The organism is Arthrobacter sp. BC5, assembly GCF_056680255.1.
In genome coordinates this window covers 3,349,290-3,375,683 of record NZ_CM155273.1, presented here as the reverse complement: position 1 = coordinate 3,375,683, position 26,394 = coordinate 3,349,290, and the positions used below count along the sequence as shown (strand labels likewise).

30 protein-coding genes and 1 tRNA gene are annotated in these 26,394 nt (G+C 68.0%); 23 read left to right on the top strand and 8 right to left on the bottom strand.

The genetic code is table 11. The features are described 5' to 3' along the window. Positions 1-13 precede the first annotated feature (13 nt). The 12 genes from AC1MFI_RS15910 to AC1MFI_RS15855 all read left to right on the top strand — a co-directional run bounded on the left by AC1MFI_RS15910 (position 14) and on the right by AC1MFI_RS15855 (position 8,776). Positions 14-1,333: a glutamate-5-semialdehyde dehydrogenase gene (locus AC1MFI_RS15910; protein WP_479818078.1), complete on the top strand. Its 1,320-nt coding sequence runs from the start codon at positions 14-16 to the stop codon at positions 1,331-1,333. A gap of 108 nt (positions 1,334-1,441) precedes the next feature. Continuing rightward, on the top strand, positions 1,442-1,678 hold the full coding sequence (locus AC1MFI_RS15905; RefSeq protein ID WP_479818076.1) for a hypothetical protein: 237 nt from the start codon (positions 1,442-1,444) through the stop codon (positions 1,676-1,678). Positions 1,679-1,716: 38 nt separating this feature from the next. Then, positions 1,717-2,433, top strand: a complete 717-nt coding sequence (gene nadD, locus AC1MFI_RS15900) for a nicotinate-nucleotide adenylyltransferase (protein WP_479820916.1) — start codon at positions 1,717-1,719, stop codon at positions 2,431-2,433. Between the two features lie 7 nt (positions 2,434-2,440). Next, on the top strand, positions 2,441-3,577 hold the full coding sequence (locus AC1MFI_RS15895; RefSeq protein WP_479818074.1) for a hypothetical protein: 1,137 nt from the start codon (positions 2,441-2,443) through the stop codon (positions 3,575-3,577). Positions 3,578-3,604: 27 nt separating this feature from the next. Next, positions 3,605-4,015, top strand: a complete 411-nt coding sequence (gene rsfS / locus AC1MFI_RS15890; protein WP_400484461.1) for a ribosome silencing factor — start codon at positions 3,605-3,607, stop codon at positions 4,013-4,015. Next, positions 4,012-4,692 (top strand): histidine phosphatase family protein, encoded by a 681-nt coding sequence (locus AC1MFI_RS15885; protein WP_479818071.1) that lies wholly within the window; start codon positions 4,012-4,014, stop codon positions 4,690-4,692. The genes rsfS and AC1MFI_RS15885 overlap by 4 nt, the downstream gene beginning before the upstream one ends. A gap of 97 nt (positions 4,693-4,789) precedes the next feature. Further along, positions 4,790-4,862 (top strand) — tRNA-Ala (locus tag AC1MFI_RS15880). A gap of 171 nt (positions 4,863-5,033) precedes the next feature. Continuing rightward, positions 5,034-5,696 carry a nicotinamide riboside transporter PnuC gene (gene pnuC, locus AC1MFI_RS15875; protein WP_479818070.1) on the top strand — a complete coding sequence of 221 codons (663 nt, stop codon included), beginning with the start codon at positions 5,034-5,036 and terminating at the stop codon, positions 5,694-5,696. After that, the gene (locus AC1MFI_RS15870) at positions 5,693-6,796 is read left to right on the top strand and encodes an AAA family ATPase (protein ID WP_479818069.1); all 1,104 of its coding nucleotides are present in this window, start codon (positions 5,693-5,695) and stop codon (positions 6,794-6,796) included. Before pnuC ends, AC1MFI_RS15870 begins: the two co-directional genes overlap by 4 nt. Further along, on the top strand, positions 6,796-7,539 hold the full coding sequence (locus AC1MFI_RS15865) for an NUDIX hydrolase (RefSeq protein WP_479818067.1): 744 nt from the start codon (positions 6,796-6,798) through the stop codon (positions 7,537-7,539). Before AC1MFI_RS15870 ends, AC1MFI_RS15865 begins: the two co-directional genes overlap by 1 nt. Next, positions 7,536-7,934 carry a hypothetical protein gene (locus AC1MFI_RS15860; protein WP_479818065.1) on the top strand — a complete coding sequence of 133 codons (399 nt, stop codon included), beginning with the start codon at positions 7,536-7,538 and terminating at the stop codon, positions 7,932-7,934. The genes AC1MFI_RS15865 and AC1MFI_RS15860 overlap by 4 nt, the downstream gene beginning before the upstream one ends. Then, on the top strand, positions 7,931-8,776 hold the full coding sequence (locus tag AC1MFI_RS15855) for a class I SAM-dependent methyltransferase (RefSeq protein ID WP_479818063.1): 846 nt from the start codon (positions 7,931-7,933) through the stop codon (positions 8,774-8,776). Before AC1MFI_RS15860 ends, AC1MFI_RS15855 begins: the two co-directional genes overlap by 4 nt. A 217-nt stretch (positions 8,777-8,993) precedes the next feature. On the opposite strand, the gene AC1MFI_RS15850 is transcribed toward AC1MFI_RS15855, so the two are convergent. From AC1MFI_RS15850 to map, 3 genes are all read right to left on the bottom strand, one after another. Beyond that, positions 8,994-9,395 carry a tautomerase family protein gene (locus AC1MFI_RS15850; protein WP_479818061.1) on the bottom strand — a complete coding sequence of 134 codons (402 nt, stop codon included), beginning with the start codon at positions 9,393-9,395 and terminating at the stop codon, positions 8,994-8,996. A gap of 174 nt (positions 9,396-9,569) precedes the next feature. Continuing rightward, the gene (locus AC1MFI_RS15845) at positions 9,570-9,953 is read right to left on the bottom strand and encodes a hypothetical protein (RefSeq protein WP_479818059.1); all 384 of its coding nucleotides are present in this window, start codon (positions 9,951-9,953) and stop codon (positions 9,570-9,572) included. A 463-nt stretch (positions 9,954-10,416) separates the two neighbouring features. Continuing rightward, on the bottom strand, positions 10,417-11,196 hold the full coding sequence (map, locus tag AC1MFI_RS15840) for a type I methionyl aminopeptidase (RefSeq protein WP_479818057.1): 780 nt from the start codon (positions 11,194-11,196) through the stop codon (positions 10,417-10,419). 65 nt (positions 11,197-11,261) lie between these two features. Here map and AC1MFI_RS15835 point away from each other — a divergent pair, with 65 nt between their 5' ends. The 4 genes from AC1MFI_RS15835 to AC1MFI_RS15820 all read left to right on the top strand — a co-directional run bounded on the left by AC1MFI_RS15835 (position 11,262) and on the right by AC1MFI_RS15820 (position 13,805). Next, positions 11,262-11,564 (top strand): helix-turn-helix domain-containing protein, encoded by a 303-nt coding sequence (locus tag AC1MFI_RS15835; RefSeq protein ID WP_479818055.1) that lies wholly within the window; start codon positions 11,262-11,264, stop codon positions 11,562-11,564. Between the two features lie 118 nt (positions 11,565-11,682). Next, positions 11,683-12,405 carry a cation efflux transmembrane domain-containing protein gene (locus tag AC1MFI_RS15830; RefSeq protein WP_479818054.1) on the top strand — a complete coding sequence of 241 codons (723 nt, stop codon included), beginning with the start codon at positions 11,683-11,685 and terminating at the stop codon, positions 12,403-12,405. 41 nt (positions 12,406-12,446) lie between these two features. Beyond that, positions 12,447-13,130, top strand: a complete 684-nt coding sequence (locus AC1MFI_RS15825; RefSeq protein ID WP_479818052.1) for a DsbA family protein — start codon at positions 12,447-12,449, stop codon at positions 13,128-13,130. 33 nt (positions 13,131-13,163) lie between these two features. Further along, positions 13,164-13,805 carry a vitamin K epoxide reductase family protein gene (locus AC1MFI_RS15820; RefSeq protein WP_479818051.1) on the top strand — a complete coding sequence of 214 codons (642 nt, stop codon included), beginning with the start codon at positions 13,164-13,166 and terminating at the stop codon, positions 13,803-13,805. Between the two features lie 54 nt (positions 13,806-13,859). Here AC1MFI_RS15820 and AC1MFI_RS15815 read toward each other — a convergent pair whose 3' ends face one another. The 3 genes from AC1MFI_RS15815 to AC1MFI_RS15805 all read right to left on the bottom strand — a co-directional run bounded on the left by AC1MFI_RS15815 (position 13,860) and on the right by AC1MFI_RS15805 (position 15,609). Further along, entirely contained in the window at positions 13,860-14,699 is an 840-nt protein-coding gene (locus AC1MFI_RS15815; protein WP_479818049.1) for an HNH endonuclease, read from the bottom strand. Continuing rightward, entirely contained in the window at positions 14,687-15,154 is a 468-nt protein-coding gene (locus AC1MFI_RS15810) for a hypothetical protein (protein WP_479818047.1), read from the bottom strand. The genes AC1MFI_RS15815 and AC1MFI_RS15810 overlap by 13 nt, the downstream gene beginning before the upstream one ends. 101 nt (positions 15,155-15,255) lie before the next feature. Next, entirely contained in the window at positions 15,256-15,609 is a 354-nt protein-coding gene (locus AC1MFI_RS15805) for a hypothetical protein (protein ID WP_479818046.1), read from the bottom strand. Between the two features lie 188 nt (positions 15,610-15,797). On the opposite strand from AC1MFI_RS15805, the gene AC1MFI_RS15800 reads away from it, so the two are divergent. Both AC1MFI_RS15800 and AC1MFI_RS15795 read left to right on the top strand, forming a co-directional pair. Next, on the top strand, positions 15,798-16,937 hold the full coding sequence (locus AC1MFI_RS15800) for an App1 family protein (protein ID WP_479818044.1): 1,140 nt from the start codon (positions 15,798-15,800) through the stop codon (positions 16,935-16,937). 25 nt (positions 16,938-16,962) lie between these two features. After that, a complete protein-coding gene (locus tag AC1MFI_RS15795; RefSeq protein WP_479818042.1) occupies positions 16,963-17,880 on the top strand; it encodes a methylenetetrahydrofolate reductase in 918 nt (305 codons plus the stop codon). Between the two features lie 66 nt (positions 17,881-17,946). Here AC1MFI_RS15795 and AC1MFI_RS15790 read toward each other — a convergent pair whose 3' ends face one another. Next, positions 17,947-18,984: an SDR family oxidoreductase gene (locus AC1MFI_RS15790; RefSeq protein WP_479818041.1), complete on the bottom strand. Its 1,038-nt coding sequence runs from the start codon at positions 18,982-18,984 to the stop codon at positions 17,947-17,949. 92 nt (positions 18,985-19,076) lie between these two features. After that, entirely contained in the window at positions 19,077-20,030 is a 954-nt protein-coding gene (locus tag AC1MFI_RS15785; RefSeq protein ID WP_479818039.1) for a LysR family transcriptional regulator, read from the bottom strand. A 157-nt stretch (positions 20,031-20,187) separates the two neighbouring features. Here AC1MFI_RS15785 and AC1MFI_RS15780 point away from each other — a divergent pair, with 157 nt between their 5' ends. The 5 genes from AC1MFI_RS15780 (at position 20,188) to nrdF (ending at position 26,277) form a co-directional block, all read left to right on the top strand. Then, positions 20,188-21,876, top strand: coding sequence for an alkaline phosphatase D family protein (locus AC1MFI_RS15780; RefSeq protein ID WP_479818037.1), 1,689 nt, complete (start codon positions 20,188-20,190; stop codon positions 21,874-21,876). A 413-nt stretch (positions 21,877-22,289) separates the two neighbouring features. Next, positions 22,290-22,535, top strand: a complete 246-nt coding sequence (gene nrdH, locus AC1MFI_RS15775; protein WP_400484928.1) for a glutaredoxin-like protein NrdH — start codon at positions 22,290-22,292, stop codon at positions 22,533-22,535. A gap of 39 nt (positions 22,536-22,574) precedes the next feature. After that, positions 22,575-23,048 carry a class Ib ribonucleoside-diphosphate reductase assembly flavoprotein NrdI gene (gene nrdI / locus AC1MFI_RS15770; protein ID WP_479818035.1) on the top strand — a complete coding sequence of 158 codons (474 nt, stop codon included), beginning with the start codon at positions 22,575-22,577 and terminating at the stop codon, positions 23,046-23,048. Continuing rightward, a complete protein-coding gene (gene nrdE / locus AC1MFI_RS15765) occupies positions 23,045-25,204 on the top strand; it encodes a class 1b ribonucleoside-diphosphate reductase subunit alpha (RefSeq protein ID WP_479818033.1) in 2,160 nt (719 codons plus the stop codon). The genes nrdI and nrdE overlap by 4 nt, the downstream gene beginning before the upstream one ends. Positions 25,205-25,302: 98 nt before the next feature. Further along, positions 25,303-26,277: a class 1b ribonucleoside-diphosphate reductase subunit beta gene (gene nrdF / locus AC1MFI_RS15760; protein WP_104179488.1), complete on the top strand. Its 975-nt coding sequence runs from the start codon at positions 25,303-25,305 to the stop codon at positions 26,275-26,277. Positions 26,278-26,394 lie beyond the last annotated feature (117 nt).

Here is a 26,394-nt window from a genome sequence, read left to right as displayed (position 1 = left end):
ATAGAATGGCGGGATGACCGACCTGCACGCCGAGACCACCACCCGGACCGACGACGCCGCAGCACTGTCGCCGGAGGAGCTCACCCGGGCGGTCCACGCCATCGCGGACAGGTCACGCGTCGCATCGCGTACCCTGGGCCGCGCGAACCGCGCCCGCAAGGACCGCGTCCTGCTCGCCATCGCCGATGCGCTCGTCGCACGGCGTGACCTCGTCCTCGAAGCCAACCGCGCCGACGTCGAGCGCGGACGTGCGTCCGGCACCTCCGACTACCTGCTGGACCGGCTGAGCCTGGACCCCGAGCGCATCGGACGGCTGGCCGACGCCCTCGCCGCACTGGCGGCACTGCCCGATCCCGTCGGCACGGCCGTCCGCGCTGAGACCCTGCCCAACGGTCTGCGGATGCGGCAGGTCCGCGTACCCCTCGGCGTCGTCGCGGCGATCTACGAGGCACGCCCCAACGTGACCGTCGATATCGCCGGCCTCGCCCTCAAGAGCGGCAACGCCGTGATTCTCCGTGGCGGCAGTGCGGCCGCTGCCACGAATGCCGCGCTCGTCGGAATCATCCGCGACACCCTCGAGGACCATGGACTGCCCGACGACGCCGTCCTCACCATCGACGAGTTCGGCAGGGACGGCGCACGCGTGCTCATGGAGGCCCGCGGACGCGTCGACGTGCTGATCCCGCGCGGCGGACGCGAGCTCATCCAGTCGGTCGTCACCAACGCACGCGTTCCCGTGATCGAGACCGGGGAGGGCAATGTGCACATCCTCCTCGACGAGAGCGCGGACGAGGGCATGGCCATCGACATCCTGCTCAACGCCAAGACCCAGCGCCCCAGCGTCTGCAACACCGTGGAGACCCTCCTCGTGCACAGCCGTTCGACGGCCGCTCCCGCCGTCCTCGCCGCACTCGGGCGCGCGGGCGTGAAACTCCACGCCGACGACCGCTCACGCGCGCTGCTCCCGGAGGGGACGGACGCGGTGCCCGCCACGGAGGAGGACTGGGGGCGCGAGTACATGCAGCTGGACCTCGCCGTGCGGACGGTCGACACCGTGGACGAGGCGCTGCAGCACATCCGTCGATGGAGCACGGGCCACAGCGAGGCCATCATCACCAACAGCCTCGCCTCGTCCGAGGAGTTCGTCGCCGGAGTCGATTCCGCTGCCGTCCTGGTCAACGCCTCCACGCGCTTCGTCGACGGCGGCGAACTCGGGCTCGGCGCCGAAGTGGGCATCTCCACGCAGAAGATGCACGCCCGCGGGCCCATGGGCCTGGCGGAGCTGACGACGACGAAGTGGATCGTGCAGGGCGAGGGGCAGATCCGCCGCTGACGGCGCTTCCGTCGCCGGGGGAGGAGCCTGCCCCTTTGCGCGTACCATTGGAGAAATGCCCAGGCCGGGCTGAATGACCGGCAGAACCTGACGTACAGAGGAACCACGATGCTCTACTCCCTCGGCAGCGCACTGCTGGCGAACGAAGCCATGGAACACCACACCGAGCTGCCGATGTCGCCCATCGCATACGGGTTGATCGCCATGGGCATCCTGCTCACCCTGATGATCGTCACGGTCTCCTTCTCGAACGTGCGGAACCGCCACGAGGCCGTCGAGGAGCACATCGACCCGCACAAGCAGCACGCCAACAACCACGACCACGGCGAAGCGAACCGGCACTAGCAGTCCTGGTGGCAGCAGACGGTATCGAGCGGGACGTCATGGGCGGCCTGCGGCAGCGGCATCGCGACGGCTCGCCCTGGCGCCTGGGCGTGATGGGTGGGACCTTCGATCCGATCCACCATGGCCACCTCGTGGCAGCGAGCGAGGTCGCCTCTGTGTTCGACCTCGACGAGGTGGTCTTCGTCCCCACGGGCCAACCGTGGCAGAAGGCGGACAAGGATGTCACCGCGGCCGAGCACCGCTACCTGATGACCGTCATCGCGACGGCGTCGAACCCCAGTTTCACGGTCAGCCGCGTCGACATCGAACGCCCCGGACCGACGTTCACGATCGACACGCTGCGTGACCTGAAGGTGGAGCGGCCCGACGCCCAGCTGTTCTTCATCACGGGCGCGGACGCGATGGCCCAGATCCTCACCTGGAAGAACGCGGAGGAACTCTGGTCCCTCGCGCACTTCATCGGGGTGACGCGCCCGGGCCATGAACTGGACGGACGGGGTCGCGACGTCAGCCTGCTGGAGGTGCCTGCCATGGCGATCTCGAGCACCGACTGCCGACGGCGCGTGGGGGAGGGCAAGCCGGTCTGGTACCTGGTGCCGGACGGCGTCGTGCAGTACATCGCCAAGCACCGCCTGTACCGGCGGATGGCACGGCCGGGGGACGGGCCGTCCTCGGGCCTCGAGGGCGAGGGCGCCTTTTCGACGGAAGGAAAGCACGGGGGCAACCCCAGCTCCGTACAACAACCGACTGGGTGAATCTGTGATGAGCAAGGCGAACGACGACGCACGGGTCTCCGGGTCTCTCCAAGCGGACCGTGACGCGTCATGGGGGCTGGATCCGTCGGCCGGTGACAACCCGGGTTCCGTCGACGACGGCGGCGGTCCCGCGACAACCGACAGCGTGTCCCGGCGCAGCAGCAGGCGCGCTGCCGAGGCTGCGGTCGACACCGTGCCCGATCCGCGCGCGGAGCGTGAATCGCAGGCGCGCGCCCGCAACAGGGAAGCGCTGCGCGCCTTCCGCGCGCTGGCCGAGGCGCAGGCGATGCAGGACGACGGACGCACCCGGATCGAGACGCCCACCCGCCGCCAGCTGAGGCTGGAGCAATCGCAGGGCCGGGCCATCGCGCCGGCCGCCGTCGACCTGACGGCGACGGCGCTGGGCGTGCCGCGGTCGCCCGTGCCGGGCGGGCGCAGGGACCGTCGACGCCAGCAGACATCCCGAACACCAGCGGTGGGACCGGCCGAGGAGTCCGCTGCCGAGGCAGCCCCGGACATGAGCGTCGAGGAAGCACTCTCTGCGCGGAAGGCCATCGCCACGGAGGCCGGCGAACACCTCGCCGCGCTGCAGGCAGCCGGTCCCGACGATCCTCTCACCGTGGACCCCGAGGTGCTGGAGCAGCAGAAGGCCCTGGCCGAACGGGCCGCCATCCTCAATGCGCGGGCGCGGCGGATGCAGGAGCTCTCGGAGCAGAACCAGCAGCGCAAGACCGTCCCCAACGATCCGGGCGCGGCCGACAACCTGTCCATCATCACGCCGCCCGAGTTCGTCCAGGTGCCGGGTGGGCTCCAGTCCGTCCTGCGGGCACCGGCCACGTCGCACATCCCGGTGGTGCTGGCGCGACCGCGGGAGTCCCCGGCCGCCTCGCCGTCGAGGACCGGGGCAGACACCGGCACCGAGCGTGAGGAGGCCGCGCCGGAACGCGCTGTCGTTGCCGATACCGACGTCGGGACGGAGCCCATCCAGGCCCGGAGCGCCTTCGGGCTCGAGCCTCTCGATGCCATGACCGCGGGCCTCGGCAGGCTGCGACGACTGCGCTATATCCAGTATTCGATGCTCGGTGTGGGCGCAGCAGCGCTCGCAACCGGGATAATAATGACCGTCAGCTCCCTCAATGGGTGAAATTGCTGGCTACACACAAGGAGATCAGTGAGCGCTACCGAACAGTCCATTGGCATTGCCCGCACCGCGGCGCACGCGGCGGTGGACAAGATTGCCCAGGACATCGTTGCCATCGACGTCAGTGACCGGCTGGCCATCACGGATATCTTCGTGATCGCATCCGCGCCGAGCGAGCGGCAGGTCAACGCGATCGTGGACGGCATCGAGGAGGAGTTGTCGAAGCAGGGCCTCAAGCCGGTGCGGCGTGAAGGCCGCAGCGAGGGCCGTTGGGTCCTCCTCGATTACGCGCAGGTCGTCGTTCACGTCCAGCACGAGGAAGACCGCGTGTTCTACGCCCTCGACAGGCTCTGGAAGGACTGCCCCTCCGTGGACCTCCAGCTGGAGGGAGCGCTGCAGAGTTCCCCGCAGGTCGCAGCGTCCGACGACGTCGCGGAGTGACGCGGTACCCCCACGCCGATCCTGCGGCTCGCCGCGTCATCTTCTGGCGTCACGGGCGCACGGAGTGGAACCGCTCCGGGCTGTTCCAGGGCCAGGAGGACATCGACCTGGACGAGACGGGCCGTGAGCAGGCGGTGCGTGCGGCAGAGGTGCTCGTCACGCGACGGCCGTCGATGATCGTCTCGTCCGATCTCCGGCGTGCAGCTGATACAGCCGCTGCCCTGGCTGAGCTCAGCGGCGTGGAGGTCACCTTCGACAAGCGGTTGCGCGAGACGGACGCCGGGCGATGGCAGGGCTTGTCGTTCGCGGAGATCGACGAGCAGTTCGCGGACGACAACGCCGCGTGGCGGGGTGGCGACCCTAGGGTGCGTGCGGGCGGCGCGGAGAATCGGCTCGATGTGGGAGAGCGCATGCTGGCTGCGGTCAACGACGCGGTGTCTCGCATCGCGCCGTCGGAGACCCTCGTCATCGTGAGCCACGGCGGGGCCATCAGGGCGGCCCTCGCCGCGCTGATGGGACTGCCGCCGGAGCGCTGGGGCACCCTGGCCGGGTTGTCCAACTGCCACTGGTCCGAGGTGCATGAGGTCGTGGGGAGGGCCGGGGCGCTGTTCTCGTGGCAATTGACGGAACACAACGTCGGCCTCGGCTCGCTACCCGTGGAGCCACTCGAGGGCTGAGCGGGCCCCGGCCGGCCGATTTGGTGAAGCCGCCAGAATTTACTACACTAATCAAGTTGCTTCGGCGGGGTGAGAACCTCCGGAAGCAGCCGAGTGAGGGGCTATGGCGCAGCTGGTAGCGCACCTGCATGGCATGCAGGGGGTCAGGGGTTCGAATCCCCTTAGCTCCACAACGAACCGCTGGAACCCAGGGCGAAAGCCCTGGTCCGGCGGTTTTTTGTTGCCTCGAACAGGCCCGTGTGTCTCACGTCCTACCTGCTCCCCGTCGCCGGGGGTTCCGTTCTGCCCGGCGTGGGCCTATAGTATTTATTGTCAGAACGACAATAAAACAGGAGCGAGACATGAACGCAGTACTGGACTGGATGAACTCCCCGGCCGCGCAGCTGCTCGGAGCACCCGTGAGCTGGATCGAAGTCGTCGGCTTCATCACCGGCGCAGCCTGCGTCTACGGCGTCGCACGGCAGCGGGCCTGGAACTGGCCGGTCGGCATCGTCAACAACATCGCGTTCATGATCCTGTTCCTCGGCGCCGGTCTTTACGGGGAGACCGTCCTGCAGGCCGTGTTCGCCGCCGTCGCCGTCTACGGCTGGTACAACTGGGTCCGCGGAGCCAGGGACACCGAAGTGACCGGCGACCTGCCCATCCGCGCTGCGACCCGCAACGAGATCCTCCTGGGGCCCGGCGCCGTCGTCCTCGCCACCGTCGGGATCGCGATGATCCTCACCCATGGAACGGACTCCCAGGTCCCCTGGCCCGATGCCTTCGTCCTCGCCGCCTCCCTGCTGGCGACGTACGGGCAGGCCAAGAAGATCCTCCAGCACTGGTACGTCTGGATCGCCATAGACCTCGTGAGCATCCCGCTCTACTTCTCCCGCGGCCTGAACCTCACCGCGATCCTCTACGTCGGTTTCACCGCCCTGTGCGTCTATGGCCTCATCGACTGGAAGCGCACCCGCACCGACCAGACCACCCCCGCCATCGAGACCCAGAAGGTGCCGGCATGACCATCGACCAGGGACTCGTCATCGGGAAGTTCTACCCTCCCCACGCAGGCCATCGGCACCTCATCGCCACCGCCGCCGCGGCCAGCACCAGGCTCGCCGTCGTCGTCCTCGGGAACCGCTTCGAGAACATCTCCGTCGAGGACCGGGTGACGTGGCTCGCCGCAGAGTTCGACGAGACCAATGTGACCGTCATCGGGATGCCGGACGACTGCCCCGAGGACTACTCGTCCAGGGCCATCTGGAAGGCCCACAACGAGCTGATGCGCATCGCCCTGAAGCTGAAGGGCATCACGGCCGTCGACGCCGTCTTCAGCTCCGAGGAGTACGGCAAGGAGCTGGCCGCCGACTTCAACGCCGAGCACGTCATGGTCGACGACGCCCGCACCGCCTACCCGGTCAGCGGGACGCTCTGCCGCGACGACCTCACCGCTGCCTGGCGGAACATCGTCAAGCCGGCACGGCAGGACATGGCCGTGCGGATCATCCTCGTCGGCGCCGAATCCACCGGCACCAGCACACTCACCCGGGCCCTCACCGAGCACTACCGGACCCAGTACCCCGAGCTGGTCGACGTCCCCGAGTTCGGTCGCCAGTACACCTACGACAAGTTCGCCGCCGCGCAGGCCCAGGACCCTGACGCTGTACTCTCCGACCTCGTGTGGACGTCCCAGGACTTCTCCGTCATCGGTGAGCGGCAGAACGAGATGGAGAACGAGGCGGCAGCGCGTTGCCCTCTGGTGATCGCCGACACCGACAGCCTCGCTACAACTCTCTGGGAGAGGTTCTACATCGGCGAAGGCAGCCACGGCTCCTACCGGGCGCTGGACCAGCTGCCGCACCGTGACATCTACCTCATCACCGACCACGAGGGCGTCGCCTTCGAGGACGACGGCTGGCGCGAAGGCGAGCACCGCCGGGCAGAGATGACCGAATGGTTCAAGGAGGAGCTCACCGCCGCCGGCCACTCGTGGATCCTCATCACCGGCACCCCGGCCGAGCGCACGGCCACGGCGACTGCGATCATTGATCTGATCATCGCCCAGCGGAACCGCTTCACCTCCCCGCCGTGGGCCAGGCGCACAGTACTGGCAGGAGACTGATGTCCACCGAAGAGCAGTTCCTCAAGGACTACGAGCCCGAGGAGTACCCCTCCGTTGCGCTGACCGTGGACCTCGTCGTCTTCGCCGTGACGGGCGGCGTCCTCCACGCGGCGTTCGTCCGCCGCGGCAGTCACCCGTTCAAGGGAGCCCTGGCCCTGCCCGGAGGATTCGTGCAGCCCGACGAGGACGCCCTCCACGCCGCCTGGCGGGAGCTCGAGGAGGAGACAGGACTGGACCTCGGCGAGCACCGCGCGCACGTCGAGCAGCTCGCCACGTACAGCTCCCCGAAACGGGACCCGCGCATGCGCGTCGTCTCCGTCGCCCACCTGGCACTGCTCGCCACCGACGGTAGGACCCTGCCCGAGCTCAACCCCGGCAGCGACGCCGGCGCCGCGCACTGGATGCCCGTCCACGACGTGCTCGCCGACGAGGAGCTGGCCTTCGACCACCGGGAGATCCTCACCGCCGCGCTCGAGCGCCTGGCGGGCAAGATCGAGTACACGCTCACCGCGGCCAAGCTCGTGCCCGAGGAGTTCGCCCTCTCCCAGCTGCGCCACGTCTACGAGGCCGTCTGGAACACTGCGAAGCTCGACGCCGGCAACTTCACGAGGAAGATGACCGGGGCCCTGACCGACACCGGCCGTAAGGTCGCCCGGTCCAAGGGCGCGCCGGCCGCCGTCTTCACCGTGAAGGACGAGTACCTCAGCCCGCCCATGGCCCGACCCTCGGCGGATACCCTGTGACCAGCGATGCCGCTCAGGCGAAAGACCGAGTTCCGCGCGCATTCCGGGCCACAGCCTACTACCGCACCTCCCGGTGGCTGCGCCGGCAGGAGCGCGCCTTCCGCTACGACGTCCTCTGGGCAGACGGATCCGTGGACCACGACATCGAGCTCGTGAAGGTCATGTACCGGCGGGCGCCGGCGGACTTCGAGGTCACGGTGCGGCACGGCGTGAACCTCGACGCGGTGCTCCAGGGCGGACGCTACCCGGCGGACCGCTGGTCTACCGAGCACGGGGCTCGGTCTGCGGTCGACCAGTGGGTGGACTACCCCTCCGGGCGTCCGCTCCGCCGACGGCAGCCCCGACCGGTAGTACGGCCGAGAGTGCCCTGCGCAGCTTCTAAGCTCGCTTCATGAGCGATGAGCGAATTGTGATCGAGTGGGATGCTGCACGCGCGAGTAACCGGGAGAACTGGGAAGACCGCGTTCCCCTGCACGAGAAGGCGTACGGCATCGATGAGCTCGACGATCCCGACCAGCTGAGCTCCGTCATCCGGGCGGATCTGGAAGCTCTGGTGCCGTTCCTGCCGGGCGGTGGAGTCGCCGGCCTGGACGTGTGCCACCTCCAGTGTCACATCGGCACGGACACGGTGTCGCTGGCCAGGGCGGGAGCGAGGGTGACCGGCGTCGACTTCTCTTCAGCAGCATTGGCATCCGCTGCCGGCCTCGCGAAGCGGCTGGGCCTCGATGCGACGTGGGTGGAGACCGATGTCCTCGATGCTCGCGCCGCAGTGAACGGTGACTTCGACCTCGTCTACACCAGCATCGGGACCATCACCTGGCTCCCGGACCTGGACCGCTGGGCAGCACAGGTAGCCGGGCTCCTCCGACCCGGCGGAACGTTCTACATCCGCGACGGACACCCTGTGCTCTATGCACTCGATGAGCATGCCGACGGGTTGCGCCTCCGGTACCCGTACTTCAACACCGGTCAGGCGCAGGTGTGGGACGAGGAATCGACCTACGCAGGAGATGGCACCGTCGCTCATGCCCGGACGTACCAATGGGCACACCCCTTGTCCGACATCATCAACTCCCTCCTCGGTGCCGAGCTGCGAATACTCCGCGTCGATGAGGGGGAAACACTCCCCTGGAAGTTCTCACCGCGCATGGTCGAGGTACCCGGGGGCTTCGCATGGCCGGAATCCGAGCGGGACCTCGTTCCCTGCACCTACACGATCGTCGCCCGGAAGCCATGAGTCCCACGGTGCCCGAGCCCGTCCCGCCACGCCGAAGACCTATCACAGCGCCTGATCCGGCGAGATGGGGGACACGGCCGTCATTGTCGTTGTGCCATCGGCCGAGACGCTCAGGCTCCTGCACGTGGTGAAGACCTCGCGCACTCCGGCTGCGTCGCCTGTCCTGGCCGGCTGGAGGACAGATGAGGCAAAGACCTCCGGGGCATGCTCAGCCGCATCACGTCCCGTGTGCGACATCCACCACATATCCGAGTTCGAGGTCGGCCGCGTTGGTTCCCCTGATGCCCCAATTCACCCTCGGCGTCTCCGTGATGGTGATCTCGACGCTGTGAGGAGCAATTCCCGCCTCCGCGTCGATGCGGCGGAACAATTCGCGGATCAGTTCGCGCTTTGCTGCCTCTGACCTTCCTTCGAACATCGAGATCTCGATGATCGTGTAGGCCCGGCCCCGGTCCTGTGGGTGGATGAAGTCGCGAGGGTCGAGTGCAACGAACCGGTGGAAGCGTTTCTCGGAGGGGTACGCCAGTGCGGACACGACGGCCCCGTGAATCGCATCGGAGATCTCATCTCGGTGCCGGTCGATCGACTCCCGGTGACCGTAAACGATGATCTGCGCCATGTCGGCCACCGTATATCGCACGTGCCACTCCGGCAACCGGTTTCCGGTGCTGAGCCCGGCGCACACGCGCTGCGGAAGCCGAGTGCGCCGACGTGCCACCGCCTGCAACGCCTGGGCGGGCCGCGGCGTTTCGAGTCGCCCTCCAAGGGCCTTGGCAAGTCCTGACGGCGGTCGTCACCGGCCCTTGCGGAAGTGCTGACCTTCGCGCGAGTGGCCGGCAAGGGAACCGGGGAGACCGACGACCTTGGCGAGGCCGGCGAGGCATCCGATGATGACGACCGAGAGGACGGCGAGCAGCGGGATGTTCGGGCCCTGCCGGGAGTTGGCGGGCTCGAACGCGGCAGCCTCCGGGGTCGCCGTGGCCGAAGCCGTGGGAGTCGGGCGAGGCGTCACCGAGGGCGATGCTGGCGGCGAAGCCTTCACCGTCGCGGTTTCGGTCGGCGGAGCCTCTGCTGCTGTTTCCTCGGGTGGCTGCACCTCGTCCAGCACGACGTCGGGCGCCACCTCCGGCGCGGCGGGAGGCAGGATCGACGGGCCGACCTGCTGGATGGGCTGCACGGGCTGAACATTCACAGGTGCGGGGGCGGGTGTCGTCTGAACGGGCGCTGGTGTGAGCGTGGTCGAAACGGGCACTGGGGCGGTTTCGGGCGCCAGGGGAGGGTCTGGCGTCGGCAAGGGTGGGGGATCCAGGGGAGCCGGTGTGGTTTCGGTCGGCCCTGATGTCGGTGTCGCCGTCGGCGTCGGATCTGGTGTCGCCGTCGGATCTGATGTCGGGTCCGTCGTGCCAAGACCAGGAGGGGGCGCGGTGGGTAGGTTCGCGCACCCCACCGCGGTCTCTGGCGGCGGGCACTCCGCTGCCGACGCCGCCGGCGCACCCAGCGTCAGGCCGACCAGAACGACAGCGGCGGACAGTGCCCGGTTCAGATGCTTGCTCAAAGGACTCCCCAGTCTGCAGGCCTTGTGCCTGCGCCGCCAGTGTATCGGCAGAGTCGGCATAACACCTCAGGGCGGACGCGCTCCCTCAGCGGGCCCAGGTCGGCAGGGTGAGGATCTCGGCGCCGGAGTCGGTGATGGCGATGGTGTGCTCGCTGTGCGCCGTCCGGCAGCCCGTGGCGCTTCGGAGCGTCCAGCCGTCGGGGTCGGTGATGAGCTCGGCAGTGTCGGCCATGATCCACGGCTCCAGTGCGAGCATCAGCCCAGGGCGCAGGATGAAGCCCCTGCCCGGGCGTCCGGTGTTCGCGATGTGGGGGTCCTGGTGCATCGTGGAGCCGATGCCGTGGCCCCCGAACTGGGTGTTGATCGGGTAGCCTGCCTCGCCGAGCACGGATCCGATGGCATGGGAGATGTCGCCGATGCGGGCACCGGGTCCGGCGACCGCAATCCCCGCAGCGAGTGCGCGTTCGGTGGTGCCGATCATCGCGACGCTCTCCGGGGGCGCGGAGTCGCCGACGACGAAGCTGATGGCGGAGTCCGCCGCGACTCCGCCCTTGATGACGGCGATATCGAGTGTCAGCAGGTCGCCGTCGGCGAGCGCGTAGTCATGGGGCAGTCCGTGGAGTACTGCGTCGTTCACGGAGGTGCAGATGTAGTGGCCGAACGGCCCGCGCCCGAAGGAGGGGGCGTAGTCGACGTAGCAGGACTGAGCTCCGGCCTCGAGGATCATCGCCTGGGCCCAGCGGTCGATGTCCAGGAGGTTCGTGCCGACGGTGCTCCGGCTCCTCACGCTCTGCAGGATGTCGGCGACCAGTGCACCCGTCACTTTCGCCCGCTCCAGCTCCGTGCGGTTGAGGATCTCGATCATGGGAGGCCTTTCCGGGGGACCAATAACTATCCCGGCCATATTATCCCGGTACTAGAATCGGAGCCATGGTCAGATTGCCGCTCACACCCGCCGAGGTCGAGCGTGGACAGCGTCTCGGGGCCCTGCTCCGTAGGGCCCGCGGGGAGCGTTCCATGCTCGAGACCGCGCTCGACGCCGGTGTCTCCCCGGAGACGCTGCGGAAGATCGAGTCGGGCCGGGTTGCCACCCCCGCCTTCCCCACCATCGCCGCCGTCGCCTACATCCTCGGCCTGTCGCTCGACGAGTTGTGGGCCGAGGTCAGCAAGCCGGAACCCGGTGCCGCCCCGACCGTCCCTGGTTCCGGTGCAGCCGCCCGGCTGGCCTCCTAGGGGGCCCGCGGTCAGTACACAGCCCGCTGTACTATGGGAGGGTGGAACTACCTTCTGAGCCTTCGGCCCGCTGCGGCTGCGCCTCGATGAGGCGTCCTGGCGCACGGGCGTGGCGCGGATGAGCACCCACGCACCGGCGCAGCCGGTCCCTCCCGTGGCGCGCCGGGCGGTCCTGTCCCGCAGGATCCGCCTGCTCGTCGCCGCGACGATCACCTACAACATGATCGAAGCGGTCGTCGCGATCAGCGCCGGAACCATCGCCTCCTCGAGCGCCCTGATCGGGTTCGGCCTGGATTCCATCGTCGAGGTCCTCTCGGCAGCCGCTGTGGCCTGGCAGTTCGCCGGTCGGGACCCCGAGGCGCGCGAGAAGACCGCCCTGCGGCTGATCGCCTTCTCGTTCTTCGGCCTCGCGGCGTTCGTGACCTTCGACGCCGTCCGCACCCTGCTCGGCGCAGCAGAGCCCGAGCACTCGCTGGTCGGTATCCTCCTCGCCGCGGTCAGCCTCGCCGTCATGCCGTTCCTGTCCTGGGCCCAGCGCAGGGCAGGACGCGAGCTCGGCTCGCGATCCGCCGTCGCGGACTCCCGGCAGACCCTGCTCTGCACGTACCTGTCGGGGGTCCTGCTGGTCGGCCTGCTGCTGAACAGCACCCTCGGTTGGTCCTGGGCGGACCCCATGGCTGCCCTGGTCATCGCCGCCGTCGCCCTCAAGGAGGGGCGGGACGCCTGGCGGGGCGATGCCTGCTGTGCGCCTTCCCTCGGTACCGCCGATACGGCACTGATCGAGCCCGACGCAGCACCTCCGGCCACGTCGTCGTCCTGCTCCTGCTGCACCCATACCTGACCGTCACAGCCGCACACCGCACATCCCGAGGAGACACACCCGTGCCTGCCGCCTTTCCCATCAGGGCCCTGAGCCTGCAGAACCGCATCGCGATCGGCCTGCTCCTCGCGGCCGCCCTCGTCGTGGCACTGGTGATCCTCGTCAACAACATCGGGTCCGGAGGATCCGGGGCCCCGGGCTCCGGCGACTCCCAGGTGCAGGTGGTGCGGGAGGACAGCCACCGCCTGTCCCAGGCGCCGGATGAGAAGGCCGTCCTGGTGGAGTTCCTCGATTTCGAGTGCGAAGTCTGCCTCGCCGCGTACCCGCTCGTGGAGGAGCTCTCCGCGGAGTACGGGGAGAACCTGACCGTGGTGTCCCGGTACTTCCCCCTGCCGGGTCACCCCAATTCCGAAACGGCCGCGGCTGCCGTGGAGGCCGCCGCCCGGCAGGGCAGGTTCACGGACATGCACGCCCTGATGTACGACAAGCAGACCGAGTGGGCGCACACGCCCGAATCCAGGGCCGGCACCTTCCGCGAGTACGCGCAGTCCCTGGGCCTGGACATGGCGGACTACGACGCCGCGATCGCCGACCCCGCCACATTGGATCGCGTGAACAGCGACAGGGCTGACGGCCTCGCGCTGGACGTCGAGGGTACGCCCACCTTCTTCCTGGAAGGTCGGAAGATCCAGCCCGCCAGCGTCGAGGAGTTCCGCAGCCTCATCGAAACCGCCATCGCGGACTGATCCGAACCAACGACGACGAGGACCGACAAGGCCATGGCATACGCGACCGCTCCTCCACCATCCGCCGGCACCGGGTCGGGGGAGGAGACGCACCTGCCCGTGTTCGCCCGCCGGGTCCCCTTCGGGGTGATGCTCCTCGTCACCGGGATCACGGGGTGGGTTGCGGCCGGCATCCTGATCCTCGAGAAACTTCAGCTGCTGCAGGATCCGGACCACGTCACGAGCTGCGACATCAACCCGTGGGTGTCCTGCGGCCAGGTCATGCAGACCTGGCAGTCCGAACTCCTCGGCTTCCCGAACCCCTTCATCGGGCTCGTCGGATTCGCCGTCGTCATCACCACCGGCATGGCGCTGCTCGCGGGGGCCCGGTTCGCCCGCTGGTACTGGGCGGGCCTGCAGGTGGGCGTGACATTTGGCGCGGTGTTCGCCGTCTGGCTGTGGAGCCAGGCGCTGTTCGACATCTACATCCTCTGCCTGTACTGCATGGTCGTGTGGGCGGCCATGATCCCGCTCTTCATCCTCACGACCGTCCGCAACATGGCCCACGGTGTCATCCCCGCACCCGCTGCCCTCACCCGATGGCTCGCGGCCTGGGTGGGACCGGTCATCGCCATCACCTACATCGCCGTCGGCGCCTCGGTCTTCTTCCGGTTCCTGCACGTCTTCACCACCTGACGCTGATGTGCGTGGTGACGGAGACAGGGCGGCGCCGGCCCGGTGACGGCGTCGTCAGGCGCCGAGGATGCGCGCGGCAGCCGCCTCCGCTTCCAGATGCTCCTCGGTCGCGACCGTTCCGCGAAGAAACCCGCGCGAGCGCAGCATCATCCTGATGTCCTCGACCGTGTAGGGCTCGGGCCAGCGGCTGTGGGCGACCGCATGGCAGGTCGGGCACAGCGGAACGAGATCGACCAGCGGGTCGATCTCGTAACCCTGCGTGATGTGGGCGAGGGGCGTGATGTGGTGCACCTGGACGAGGTCGGCTCCCGGAGCGCCGTAGGCCAGTTCGAGGTCCAGCCCGCAGGCGCGGCACGCGGAGCCCCCGTTCGCGATGGCCCTCCTGCGCAGCTCCGGGTCCCGCTCGAAGCCGCTGGCCGGTACACGCTTCACCTGATCCGAGGGCAACGCGCCCGGAACAGGATCCAGCGTGCCCGGTTCGGGCGGATTCGTCTCCGCCCACAGCTCGCGCAGCGACACCTCGTCCGCACCGGTGAGTGGGACCGCGCTGACTCCGGTGACGTCCAGTCCAGGCAGCCGTTCCAGGAGTTGCGCCAGCGGCACCTGGTCCCCGTGGGGGAGCAGCAGGTCGATATCGATGTCCGCGCCGACCGAGGACGAGCCCGGCAACGGCGTGGCCCCCCTCACGATGCCGTGTCCGATCAGGCCCCGCGCGGCCGGGTGGTCCCCGACGACGACCAGCCAGAGATCCACGCCGACGTCCACCGCCGTGCTCCCGGGAAGCTCCCGCCGCAGCCTCAGGACGCCGGTGCGCCGCACGGTCACGACATCCCTGGCATAGACCCCGGGCCATGCGTGCTCATCGGGATTCCACGGAAGGACTACGGCCGCCATGGCTCCGAGTGTGCCATGTCCGGGCCCGGCGTGCGTTGGCCCGGCAGCAGCCATTGCATGGCCTCGTCCCGGTCCGTGAAGAAGCGGGTCTCCGTCGGGGACCGCACGGCGAAGGCGGTCAGTACCAGATCGACGGCGTCGGAACCGAGGATGGCGATGGGAGCGGGGTGGGCGTAGGCGACGAACGCCTCCCGTGCATCCCAGGTGATCTCCCGGAGGGCTGTCACCTCCACCAGCAGGGGGAGCGCGCAACTGTCCGATGCCACGACGGCCGATCGTGCCCGGGCGATGTCGGAGCGGTCGATGACGAGCCCTCGCCGCCATCGGAGCTGGAACAACGTGGGAAGGACGGTGAAGGAGAACCGCTGGTAGGCGTCGTCGCGCATGGCTGTGCCAGGTATCGGCACGCTCACGGTCGTATCACTGCCGGCCTCGGACTCCAGGTGGGCCGCCACGGCGGCAGGCGCGCCGGATGGACCCGCCCTCCATCACTTCGGAGTGGTGCCGGACCCGGATGGGTGAGGTCGACGACCGTTCACGGGGTCGGTGCGGCGGGTCAGAGGTCCCAGGCGGGCTGACCGTCCCAGAGCCCGCGCTCGCGGAGCCCTGCGATGACGTCCCGGACACCGGGGGCGAGGGTGGGAAGGCCCTCCGCCACGGCGATCAGCGGCCCGTAGTGCCGTAGCTCCGCCATCTCATTGGCGAAGTGGAGGGCACGGGCATGATCCGTGGTGAGCCCGGCACCGCCGGCAGAGATTGCTTCGAGGGCCGCCTGCGCCCTCCCGAAGAGGATGGCATGGGCCAGATCATTCGCGGTGGTCTCGGGATCCTGCTCCGCGGCCGCGTCCCAGCCCTGCAACCGCCTGTCCTCCTTCAGCCGCACGCCGACCTGCTCCCACTCATGTGCCATTGAATCCCCCGACCGTCGTCCCCTGCATCGAACAATCAGCGTCTCAGCCCGTTCCTCCCGCCTACAAGTGCGCGCAACGGGGAAAGCCAAGTTGTTAGCCCTCCGTGACCTGTGCACCCTGAACCGGCAGGGACACCGCTTGCGCCTGTGACTCGTCTACCGAGTATCGCCGTGCCAGACTGGAACGCATGTGTCCACGCCCGGCAAAGCCGCACACTTCCTCCACCAGTCCGAGCAATAGCAGTACGACGACGCCGGGAGCCGAGGTCCGCCACCTCGCGGTGCGTCTCGATGACGCCTGGCTCCGCTTCCAGACGCGCCGCTCGATCCGGCGCGGGAGGGTCGAGACCGTCATTCCGTATACCGGGTACGGCACGACGGCGTGGGTGCGGGTCCTGGCCCGCGTGGTCCTGAGTGACCCGAGGGATACGGGACACAGCAAGGATGACGGGCCGCTCAAACCCCTGCAGGAGGGCATGCGGGGGTGGCGCAATTTCACGAGCGCTCCGGTGGCCCACGCCGTCGTCCACGTGACCATCGGCGGCACGGTGCACGACGTCGAGGCGGACCGTGGCGGTATCGTCGATGCCCGTATCCCGGTGGCGCTCGACGCCGGCTGGCACACCATCACGGTGCAGTCCGGGGAGTCGAAAGTGGTGGAGGCTCCCGTGCGGGTCGTCGCCGACGGCACCGAGTTCGGCGTCGTCTCGGACATCGACGACACCGTCATGGTGACCGCCCTGCCGCGGCCGTTCCTGGCCGCCTGGAACACGTTCGTGCTCGACGAGCATGCGAGGACACCCACTCCCGGTATGGCTGTGCTGTACGAGCGGGTCGTGCGCACCCTCCCCTCGGCTCCCGTGCTCTACCTCTCGACCGGGGCATGGAACGTGGCGCCGACGCTGTCCCGGTTCCTGTCCCGCAACCTTTACCCGGCCGGACCGAAACTGCTGACCGACTGGGGGCCCACGCGAGACCGCTGGTTCCGTAGCGGGCAGGACCACAAGCGCACGTCGCTCGAGCGCCTCGCCGAGGAATTCCCCGACATGAAGTGGCTGCTGGTGGGGGACGACGGCCAGCACGACGAGACCATCTACTCGGAGTTCGCACAGCGCCACCCGCAGAACGTCCGTGCCATCGCGATCCGCCAGCTGTCCGCCGGCGAAGCGGTGCTCGCAGGTGGCCGCTCGAAGACCGGGGTGCAGCCGACCCCGGGCATCCCCTGGATCTACGCTCCGGACGGTGCCGGCATGTCGGCGCAGCTCGAGGAGCTCGGCATCATCGAGAACGACGTCCGCTCCGCGGGTGTGCCCGAGGAGACCGACTGATCCCGCACGTGGACGGGATGCGCCCATGACGGGCACCCAGCTGCCGCCGCTGTCCTACCCGGCCCTGTCCTACGAGCTGTATCCGCCGCGGAACGGGCATGCGGAGGAGTCCCTGTGGACGACCATCCGCAGGCTCGAGGACACGCGCCCCGACTTCGTGTCGGTCACGTACGGGGCGGCCGGCAGCAACAGGGAGACGGCGATCAATCTCCTGAAGCGGCTGCTGACCGAGACCACCCTCAAGCCGCTGGCGCACCTGACGTGCGTCGGCAGCAGCCGTGCGGAGCTGACGGGGATCGTCGAACGCCTTCTCGGCGGGGGTGTGCGCGGCATCCTCGCGCTCCGCGGGGACGCTCCGGAAAACGTCGAGCCCCGGCCGGGCGACGTCGAGCACGCCGACGAACTCGTCCGGTTGATCCGCGACGTCGAGTCGCAGCGGACCGCGCAGCTCGCGGCCGGCAGGGTGTCTGTGGGTGTGGCCGCGTACGCCACGCGGCATCCCGATTCGCCGAGCTTCGAGCAGGACATCGAAGTGCTCCTCGCCAAGGAGGACGCGGGCGCCGACTTCGCGATCACACAGGTCTTCTTCCAGCCCTCCGACTATGCGCGGCTGGTGGACCGGGCGCGCCGCGCCGGGGTCACCATCCCGATCATCCCGGGCGTCATGCCGATGACCAGCACGCGGAGGCTGACGAAGCTGGGCGGGCTTGCGGGGATCGACGTCGACGAGGCCCTACGGGCCCGGCTCGAGGGAGCACGGACCGACGAGGACCGCCGCCGGGTCGGGGTCGCCGCCACCGTCGAACTCGCCAGGGCGGCCCTCGACGACGGCGCACCCGGCATCCACCTCTACACGTTCAACGAGCACGCAGCCGCCCTGGACGTGCTCGACGCCCTGGAGCTCGAGCGGCCCCCGCAGGCAGGTCTCGCGGCCTCGCTGTAGCCGGGCCCCGAGCGTGGGTCCCGCGTCGATCCCCATGTGCAGGGAGGCGGGTGCGAGCGCCGCGGGTCAGGAACTCCTGCCGACGGCCCGACCGACGGCGGCGGCCGCTCCTGCCACCGCCGGAGCGGCAGCCTTCAGCCTGTCGCCGAACACCACCGCGCCGGCGCCTAGGAGGGCGGTTCCGAGGACCATCCGCTGGGCGGTGCGCCGTCTGCCGCTCCAGCCGCCCGAGACCGACGCGTTGGCGGGATCCAGCGAGGGGCCGTACAGGTTGCCGGTGGAGTCCTCCGCCGGTTCCTTCTTCGACAGGTGCGTGTGTTCCACCTGGTGCGCCATCACCCTCTCGAGCCGGCCCGGCATGAGCCGGTGCTGCCGGACCATGGACCGGCCGATACGCCCGACCGCGACCTCGCGGACCGGGACCTCGACGACATCGAGGATGGCCTTTGCGACCCGGTCCGCGCTGTAGACCGGGGGCATCGCCACCGCCCGCCGTCCCGTGTAGTTCGCGGCGTAGTCGAAGAACGGCGTATCGATGGTGGGCGGCAGGACGGTGCATACGTGGATGTGCTTCTTCCTGTCCAGGGTGAGCTCGGACCGGAGGCTCACGCCCAGGGCACGCACCGCGGCCTTCGACATCGAGTAGGCGGAGGTGTAGGGCTGGGGGATCTCACCGACGATCGAGGCCACGTTGACGAGGACACCGGAGCCCTGCTCCTGCATGCGTGCCAGGGCGGCCCGTGCCCCGTAGACATAGCCCATGACGTTGACGTCGATGACGCGTTCGAAGTCCCGGAGGGGTACCTCGAGGAAGGGCGAGAAGAAGGACACCGCTGCGTTGTTGACCCAGACGTCGATACGCCCGAACTCCTCGACGGCCCTGCTCGCCAGCTCCTGCACGGCCTCGTACTCGGAGGTGTCGGTGGGCACCGCGATGGCCCGGGCGCCGAGGGCGGTGCACTCGGCGACGAGCGACTCGAGTGCCTCCACGCGCCTGCTCGCGAGGACCAGGCAGGCCCGACGTCGGGCGAAGCGAAGGGCGGTCGCGCGTCCGATGCCGCTCGCCGCCCCGGTGATGACGACCACGCTGTTCTTGATCCGCATTGGTTCCTCCCCGAAGAGTGTGGATTCCGGCGGACCCGTGCCCGCGTCTGTCCCGAAGGTACAAACCGTCACGGGACGGGCGCAACGGTGGATCAGCGGCCGGAGGAGGGTGCGTATCCGGGGGCGGTGTGCTTGGGGGCGATGCTCTTGCCGCGGAGGATCTCGGCCAGGTGGTCCATGAAGAGGCGCACGCGGGCGTCGTCGGCGTCACCCGTGCGCAGCGCGAAGATGCTGCGGGCGAGCCGGATCTCCGGGACGTCGAGCGCCACGATGCCCTCGGGCCGGTTGACCATGGCGAGTTCGGGCACCAGGGCGGCCCCCAGTCCGGCCGCCGCGAGCTCGAGGCTGGCGTTGAAGTCGTCGCAGTAGGCGGCGATCCGGGGGTGGAGGTTGCAGCTCGCGAAGAGCCGTTCGATGACCGTCGCGTCGGCCGTCCCCGGATGGTGCATGATCCACGGCATGTCGGCGAGCTGGTCGGCGGTGACGCGCGAGCCGCTGCGGATGCCCCAGCCCTCCGGCAGGATCACCCGGAAGTCGTCGTCGCCGATCCACTGGCGGCTGAGCGTCGACGGCCAGGCGAGGCCCGCCTGTCCCACCTGGTAGACGAGCGCGAGGTCGAGATCCCCGCCCGTCCGCAGGCCCTGGATGGTGTGGGCGGGTTCTCCCACGAAGAGGCGCAGCGACACACCGAGCCGCTGCCACTCGGGCATGCGGAGCAGCCGGGGGAGGGCGAACGTCGCGAGGCTGGGGAAGATGCCGAGCCGGAGTTCGTGCGCCGGGCCGGAGCCTGCGCGGGCGGTGGAGGCGAGCAGTGCGTCGATGTCCGTCAGCACCTTCGCGGCGTGGCGGGACATGGCGATGGCCCCGTCCGTCGGAAGGGCACTGCGGGCGGACCGGGTGAAGAGCGTGGCACCCGTGTCGCGCTCCAGCGCGGACATCTGCTGCGACACGGCGGAGGCGGTGTAGCCGAGGCTGGTCGCGGCTCCGCTGAAGGATCCGTGGCGGATGACCTCGAGCAGCGTCCGCAGGTGGATCGGATTGATCAACTGACACCCTCCATCCCGGTGGTCTTTTCCCGCCGAGCCTACCCGCGAGGGCGGGAGGCGGCCGCTCCGGGGGTGGCACCCGCCTGTTCAACGCGGCTCTACCGGTTGTTCACGCGCGGGAAAGGGTCCATGTTCCGGGCCGCGGAAGCCTGAGGAGATGACGTCCGACTCCTCCTCCGGTATCTCTCGCCGCACCATCGTCAAGGGCTCGGTCCTGGCCGCCGCTCTGGCCTCCGTTCCCGCCGCCGCGTATGCAGTGGCACCCACCCGGTCCCCTGCCGGGGTCGCGCTGGTCCGCAACCGCCTCACGCTGCCCAGCGGCATCGCCACCGGCGACGTCACCTCGGACTCGGCGGTGCTGTGGTCGCGATCGTCGGGCGCCGGGCAGATGAGGGCGGTGCTGCGCGCCGTGGACGACGGCGGCGGGGTCCTTCGCGGCCGCGGTGCGTTCGAGCGCACCCTCCGGGGGCCCCGTGCCAACCAGGCCTCCGACTTCACGGCCAAGATCCACGCAGGCAACCTGCCGTCCAACACGCGGTTCGCCCTGGAGATCAGCTTCGAGGACGACGGCGGCGCCGCGGGGGAGACGGTTCGGGGAACCTTCCGTACGGCCCCCGACGCCGGGACGTACAACGGCAAGGGCCGCACCGGTGGGAAGAGCGACGGAGGCGACATGCCGTCGTCCGCGCAGAGCTTCGTCTGGACCGGTGACACCGCCGGCCAGGGCTGGGGCATCAATGAGGAGATCGGCGGGATGCGCGGCTACCGGGCCATGCACCGGACGCGCCCGGACTTCTTCATCCACTCCGGCGACACGGTGTACGCGGACGGGCCCCTGGCCGAGACCGTGGTGGAGCAGGACGGGCAGGTATGGAGGAACCTCGTCACGGAGGAGGTGTCCAAGGTGGCCGAGACCCTCACCGAATACCGCGGCCGGCACCGGTACAACTCGATGGACGCCAACATGCGCGCCCTCTTCGCCGACGTCCCCGTGATCGCCAACTGGGACGATCACGAGACCACGAACAACTGGTACCCCGGCGAGATCCTGGACGATCCCCGCTACACCGTCCGGGACGTCAACACCCTGGCAGCACGCGGACGGCAGGCATGGCAGGAGAACATGCCCATTCCGGACAGCGCCGCCCTGTGGCGGCCGGGAACGTTCGACGACGCCGGCCAGTACCAGCCCGCACGCATCTACCGGAAGATCAGCCGCGGCCCCCAACTCGACATCTTCTGCCTCGACATGCGCACCTTCAAGTCCCCGAATACGGACGGCAAGGAACCCTACGCCACCAGCATCCTCGGGCAGGAGCAGGTGGACTGGCTCATCCGCGAGGTGACGAAGTCCAGGGCCACCTGGAAGGTGATCGCCGCGGACCTGCCGCTGGGCATCATCGTGCCCGACGGTCCGATGCACCAGGAGAGCCTCGCGAACCGGGACCCCGGTGCCCCACTGGGCAGGGAACTGGAGATCGCGGGGGTACTGAGCGCCTTCAAGCGGAACCGGGTGAAGAACGTGGTCTGGCTGACCGCCGACGTGCACTACTGCGCCGCGCACCACTACTCGCCCGAACGGGCTGCGTTCACCGATTTCGACCCCTTCTGGGAGTTCGTCGCAGGGCCGATCGCGGCCGGTTCGTTCGGGCCCAATGCCATGGACGGCACCTTCGGACCCGAGGTGGTCTTCTCACGGGCCGGCCGCTTCCCCGGCGAATCACCGCGCGACGGGGAGAACCAGTTCTTCGGGCACGTCCAGCTGGAGGATGACACCTTCACCGTCAGCCTGCGGAATGCCAACGGCGCCACGGTCTACTCCACGGTGCTCACCCCGGAGCGGTAGCGGTACCGATCGTCCTGGCGGCGCGTTCCCTGTTCGCGGTTCGTCGTCAAGCAAGTCCGCGCGACACGCCGCAGGAAACGCGACACGGAAGTTTTTCAGCCTGTGCGGAAGTACTCCACAGCGCTGTGGACGGACTCCTCCGAACACCTCCGATCGGCTCGTTTCCGGGCTTTCCGAAGGCCCGCATCTGTGGACATCGTGTGGACTACTCGATCGTGTAATGACATACTTGTAATACATCATCTAGGGGTTCACTCCAGTGGGTCGCACTAGATGTAGTATCGAAGCACAGAAACAACCGCTGGACGGGCATGGGCCCGGAAGCGCGGAAATCCCCGGATTTCTTCCCCTATCCGGGGCCGCGCGCCGCCCATGACACAGCACGACAGCAGTACAGAAAAGGGGACCAGGACATGACCGTCACGGTTTACACGAAGCCGGCTTGCGTACAGTGCAACGCCACCTACCGCGCTCTGGACAAGAAGGGCATCGCCTACCAGAGCGTCGACATCTCGCAGGATCCTGCCGCCCTCGAGCGCGTCCGCTCCATGGGGTACATGCAGGCTCCCGTCGTCATCACGGACAACGACCACTGGTCCGGCTTCCGCCCCGACAAGATCAGCTCCCTCGCGGACTCCGCGGTCAGCTCGGTTGCCTGAACGGATCCCCTCGGGGGATCCGCCGGACCGGCATCAGCAATGACCGCCACCGCAGTGGACGACCGCTCCACCTCCGCCGACCCGGCTCCGACCGGTGACTCGGAGGGGCCGGTCACCGATGCGCCGCTGATCTACTTCTCGTCGGTCTCCGACAACACCCACCGCTTCGTGCAGAAGCTGGGGGTCCGGGCTGCCCGCATGCCCCTGCTCACCAAGGAGCCGACGCTGCGGGCAGTCCGGCCGTACGTCCTGGTCCTCCCCACCTACGGGGGAATCACGGGCAAGGGCGCGGTACCGCGCCAGGTCGTGAAGTTCCTGAACAACGAGCAGAACCGCAGCCTCCTCCGGGGGGTCATCGGGGCGGGTAACACCAATTTCGGTGAGACCTACTGCCTTGCCGCCGACATCGTCGCCGCCAAATGCAACGTCCCCGTCCTGTACAGATTTGAAGTCATGGGCACGTCCGAGGACGTGGACCGAGTAGCCAAAGGATTGGAAGAGTTTTGGACATGAGTGTTGCAGAGACGGAGACGGGCGCACCCGCAGCCGCAGTGGACCGCTTCAAGGACATGGGCTATCACGAGCTCAACGCCATGCTGAACCTGTACGGGCCGGACGGAGAGATCCAGTTCGACGCCGACCGCGAGGCTGCGCACCAGTACTTCCTGCAGCACGTCAACAACAACACGGTGTTCTTCCACGACCTCGAGGAGAAGCTCGACTACCTCGTGAAGAACGAGTACTACGAGCGCGAGACGCTCGACCAGTACTCGATGAACTTCATCCGCGGCCTCTACAAGCGTGCGTACGCCAAGAAGTTCCGCTTCGAGACGTTCCTCGGGGCGTTCAAGTTCTACACCTCGTACACGCTGAAGACGTTCGACGGCAAGCGCTACCTGGAGCGCTACGAGGACCGCGTGTGCATGGTCGCCCTGCACCTGGCCCGCGGCAACGAGCAGCTCGCCGAGCAGATGGTCGACGAGATCATCGACGGCCGCTTCCAGCCCGCCACCCCGACCTTCCTCAACGCCGGCAAGCGCCAGCGCGGCGAGCTGGTCTCCTGCTTCCTGCTCCGCATCGAGGACAACATGGAGTCCATCGGTCGGTCCATCAACTCGGCCCTCCAGCTCTCCAAGCGTGGTGGCGGCGTCGCCTTCGCCCTGACCAACATCCGCGAGGTCGGTGCCCCGATCAAGCAGATCGAGAACCAGTCCTCCGGCGTCATCCCCGTGATGAAGCTCCTCGAGGACAGCTTCTCCTACGCCAACCAGCTCGGAGCCCGCCAGGGCGCCGGCGCGGTGTACCTGCACGCGCACCACCCGGACATCAACCGCTTCCTCGACACCAAGCGCGAGAACGCGGACGAGAAGATCCGCATCAAGACGCTGTCCCTCGGCGTCGTCGTGCCCGACATCACGTTCGAGCTCGCCAAGCGCGACGAGGACATGTACCTGTTCTCGCCCTACGACGTCGAGCGCGTCTACGGCATGCCGTTCTCCGACATCTCGGTCACCGAGAAGTACTACGAGATGGTGGACGACGCCCGCATCAAGAAGACCAAGATCAAGGCACGCGAGTTCTTCCAGACCCTGGCGGAGATCCAGTTCGAGTCGGGTTACCCGTACATCATGTTCGAGGACACCGTGAACCGGGCCAACCCGATCGACGGCAAGATCATCATGTCCAACCTGTGCTCGGAGATCCTCCAGGTCTCGCAGCCCACCACGTACAACGAGGACCTGTCCTACGACACCGTGGGCAAGGACATCTCCTGCAACCTGGGGTCGCTGAACATCGCGAAGACCATGGACTCGCCCGATTTCGGCCGGACCATCGAGACCGCCATCCGCACCCTCTCCGCCGTCTCGGACATGAGCCACATCAGCTCTGTGCCCTCGATCGCCGCCGGGAACGACGCCTCGCACGCCATCGGCCTCGGCCAGATGAACCTGCACGGCTACCTGGCCCGTGAGCGCGTCCACTACGGCTCCGAGGAGGGCCTGGACTTCACGAACATCTACTTCTACTCCGTGGTGTACCACTGCATCCGGGCGTCGAACCTGATGGCCATCGAGACCGGGCGGACGTTCGCCGGCTTCGAGAAGTCCAAGTACGCCAGCGGCGAGTTCTTCGACAAGTACACCGAGCAGGCGTGGGAGCCGGCGACGGCGCGCGTGCGTGAGCTGTTCGCCGACGTGCGCATCCCCACGCAGGAGGACTGGCGGGCGCTCAAGGCCTCGGTCATGGAGCACGGTATCTACAACCAGAACCTGCAGGCCGTCCCGCCGACCGGCTCGATCTCGTACATCAACAACTCGACGTCCTCCATCCACCCGGTGGCGTCGAAGATCGAGATCCGCAAGGAAGGCAAGCTGGGCCGCGTGTACTACCCGGCGCCGTACCTCACCAACGACAACCTGGAGTACTACCAGGACGCGTACGAGATCGGTTACGAGAAGATCATCGACACCTACGCCGCTGCCACGCAGCACGTGGACCAGGGCCTGTCCCTGACGCTGTTCTTCAAGGACACCGCCACCACGCGAGAGATCAACAAGTCGCAGATCTACGCCTGGCGCAAGGGCATCAAGACCGTCTACTACATCCGTCTCCGCCAGCTCGCGCTGGAAGGGACCGAGGTAGAGGGCTGCGTCAGTTGCATGCTCTAAGCAACTAGATTCTGCCAGGCCGGGCGGTATGCCCGGCCTGGCACTCCAGGCTCCACCGGGACGACCGGCACTACTTTTACCCAGACAAGGAACACACCATGAGCGAGAAGCTTAAGCTCGTAGACCAGGTCCAGGCCATCAACTGGAACCGTATCCAGGACGACAAGGACGTGGATGTCTGGAACCGCCTGGTGAACAACTTCTGGCTGCCCGAGAAGGTGCCGCTGTCCAACGACGTGCAGTCGTGGGCCACCCTGACGCCGGAGGAGCAGCAGCTCACCATGCGCGTCTTCACCGGCCTCACCCTGCTCGACACCGTCCAGGCGACGGTCGGCGCGGTCAGCCTCATCCCGGATGCGCTGACCCCGCACGAGGAGGCCGTCCTCACGAACATCGCGTTCATGGAGTCGGTGCATGCCAAGAGCTACTCGTCCATCTTCTCCACGCTGGCTTCCACCAAGGAGATCGACGAGGCGTTCCGCTGGTCCACGGAGAACGTGAACCTGCAGAAGAAGGCGCACATCGTCACCGACTACTACCGTGGCGACGACCCCCTGAAGCGCAAGGTCGCCTCGACGCTGCTCGAGAGCTTCCTGTTCTACTCCGGCTTCTACCTGCCGATGTACTGGTCCTCCCGCGCCAAGCTCACGAACACGGCGGACCTGGTGCGCCTCATCATCCGTGACGAGGCCGTGCACGGGTACTACATCGGGTACAAGTACCAGCGCGGGCTGGAGAGCGCGACGCCGGAGCGCCGCCAGGAGCTGAAGGACTACACCTTCGAGCTGCTCTTCGAGCTGTACGAGAACGAGGTCCAGTACACGCACGACCTCTACGACTCCGTGGGCCTGGCCGAGGACGTCAAGAAGTTCCTGCACTACAACGCCAACAAGGCGTTGATGAACCTGGGCTACGAGGCGATGTTCCCGTCCTCCGTGACGGACGTGAACCCGGCGATCCTCTCGGCGCTGTCCCCGAACGCCGACGAGAACCACGACTTCTTCTCGGGCTCGGGCTCCTCGTACGTGATCGGCAAGGCTGTGAACACCGAGGACGAGGACTGGGACTTCTAGTCCTCCTCATTCTTCGCCGGCCGGTGTCCAGAGGAAGCCGGTTTTTAAACACGAGAGACTCCGCACTCAGCAACGTGCGGGGTCTCTCGAGCTTAAGCAGGAGCCACGGCTAGATCC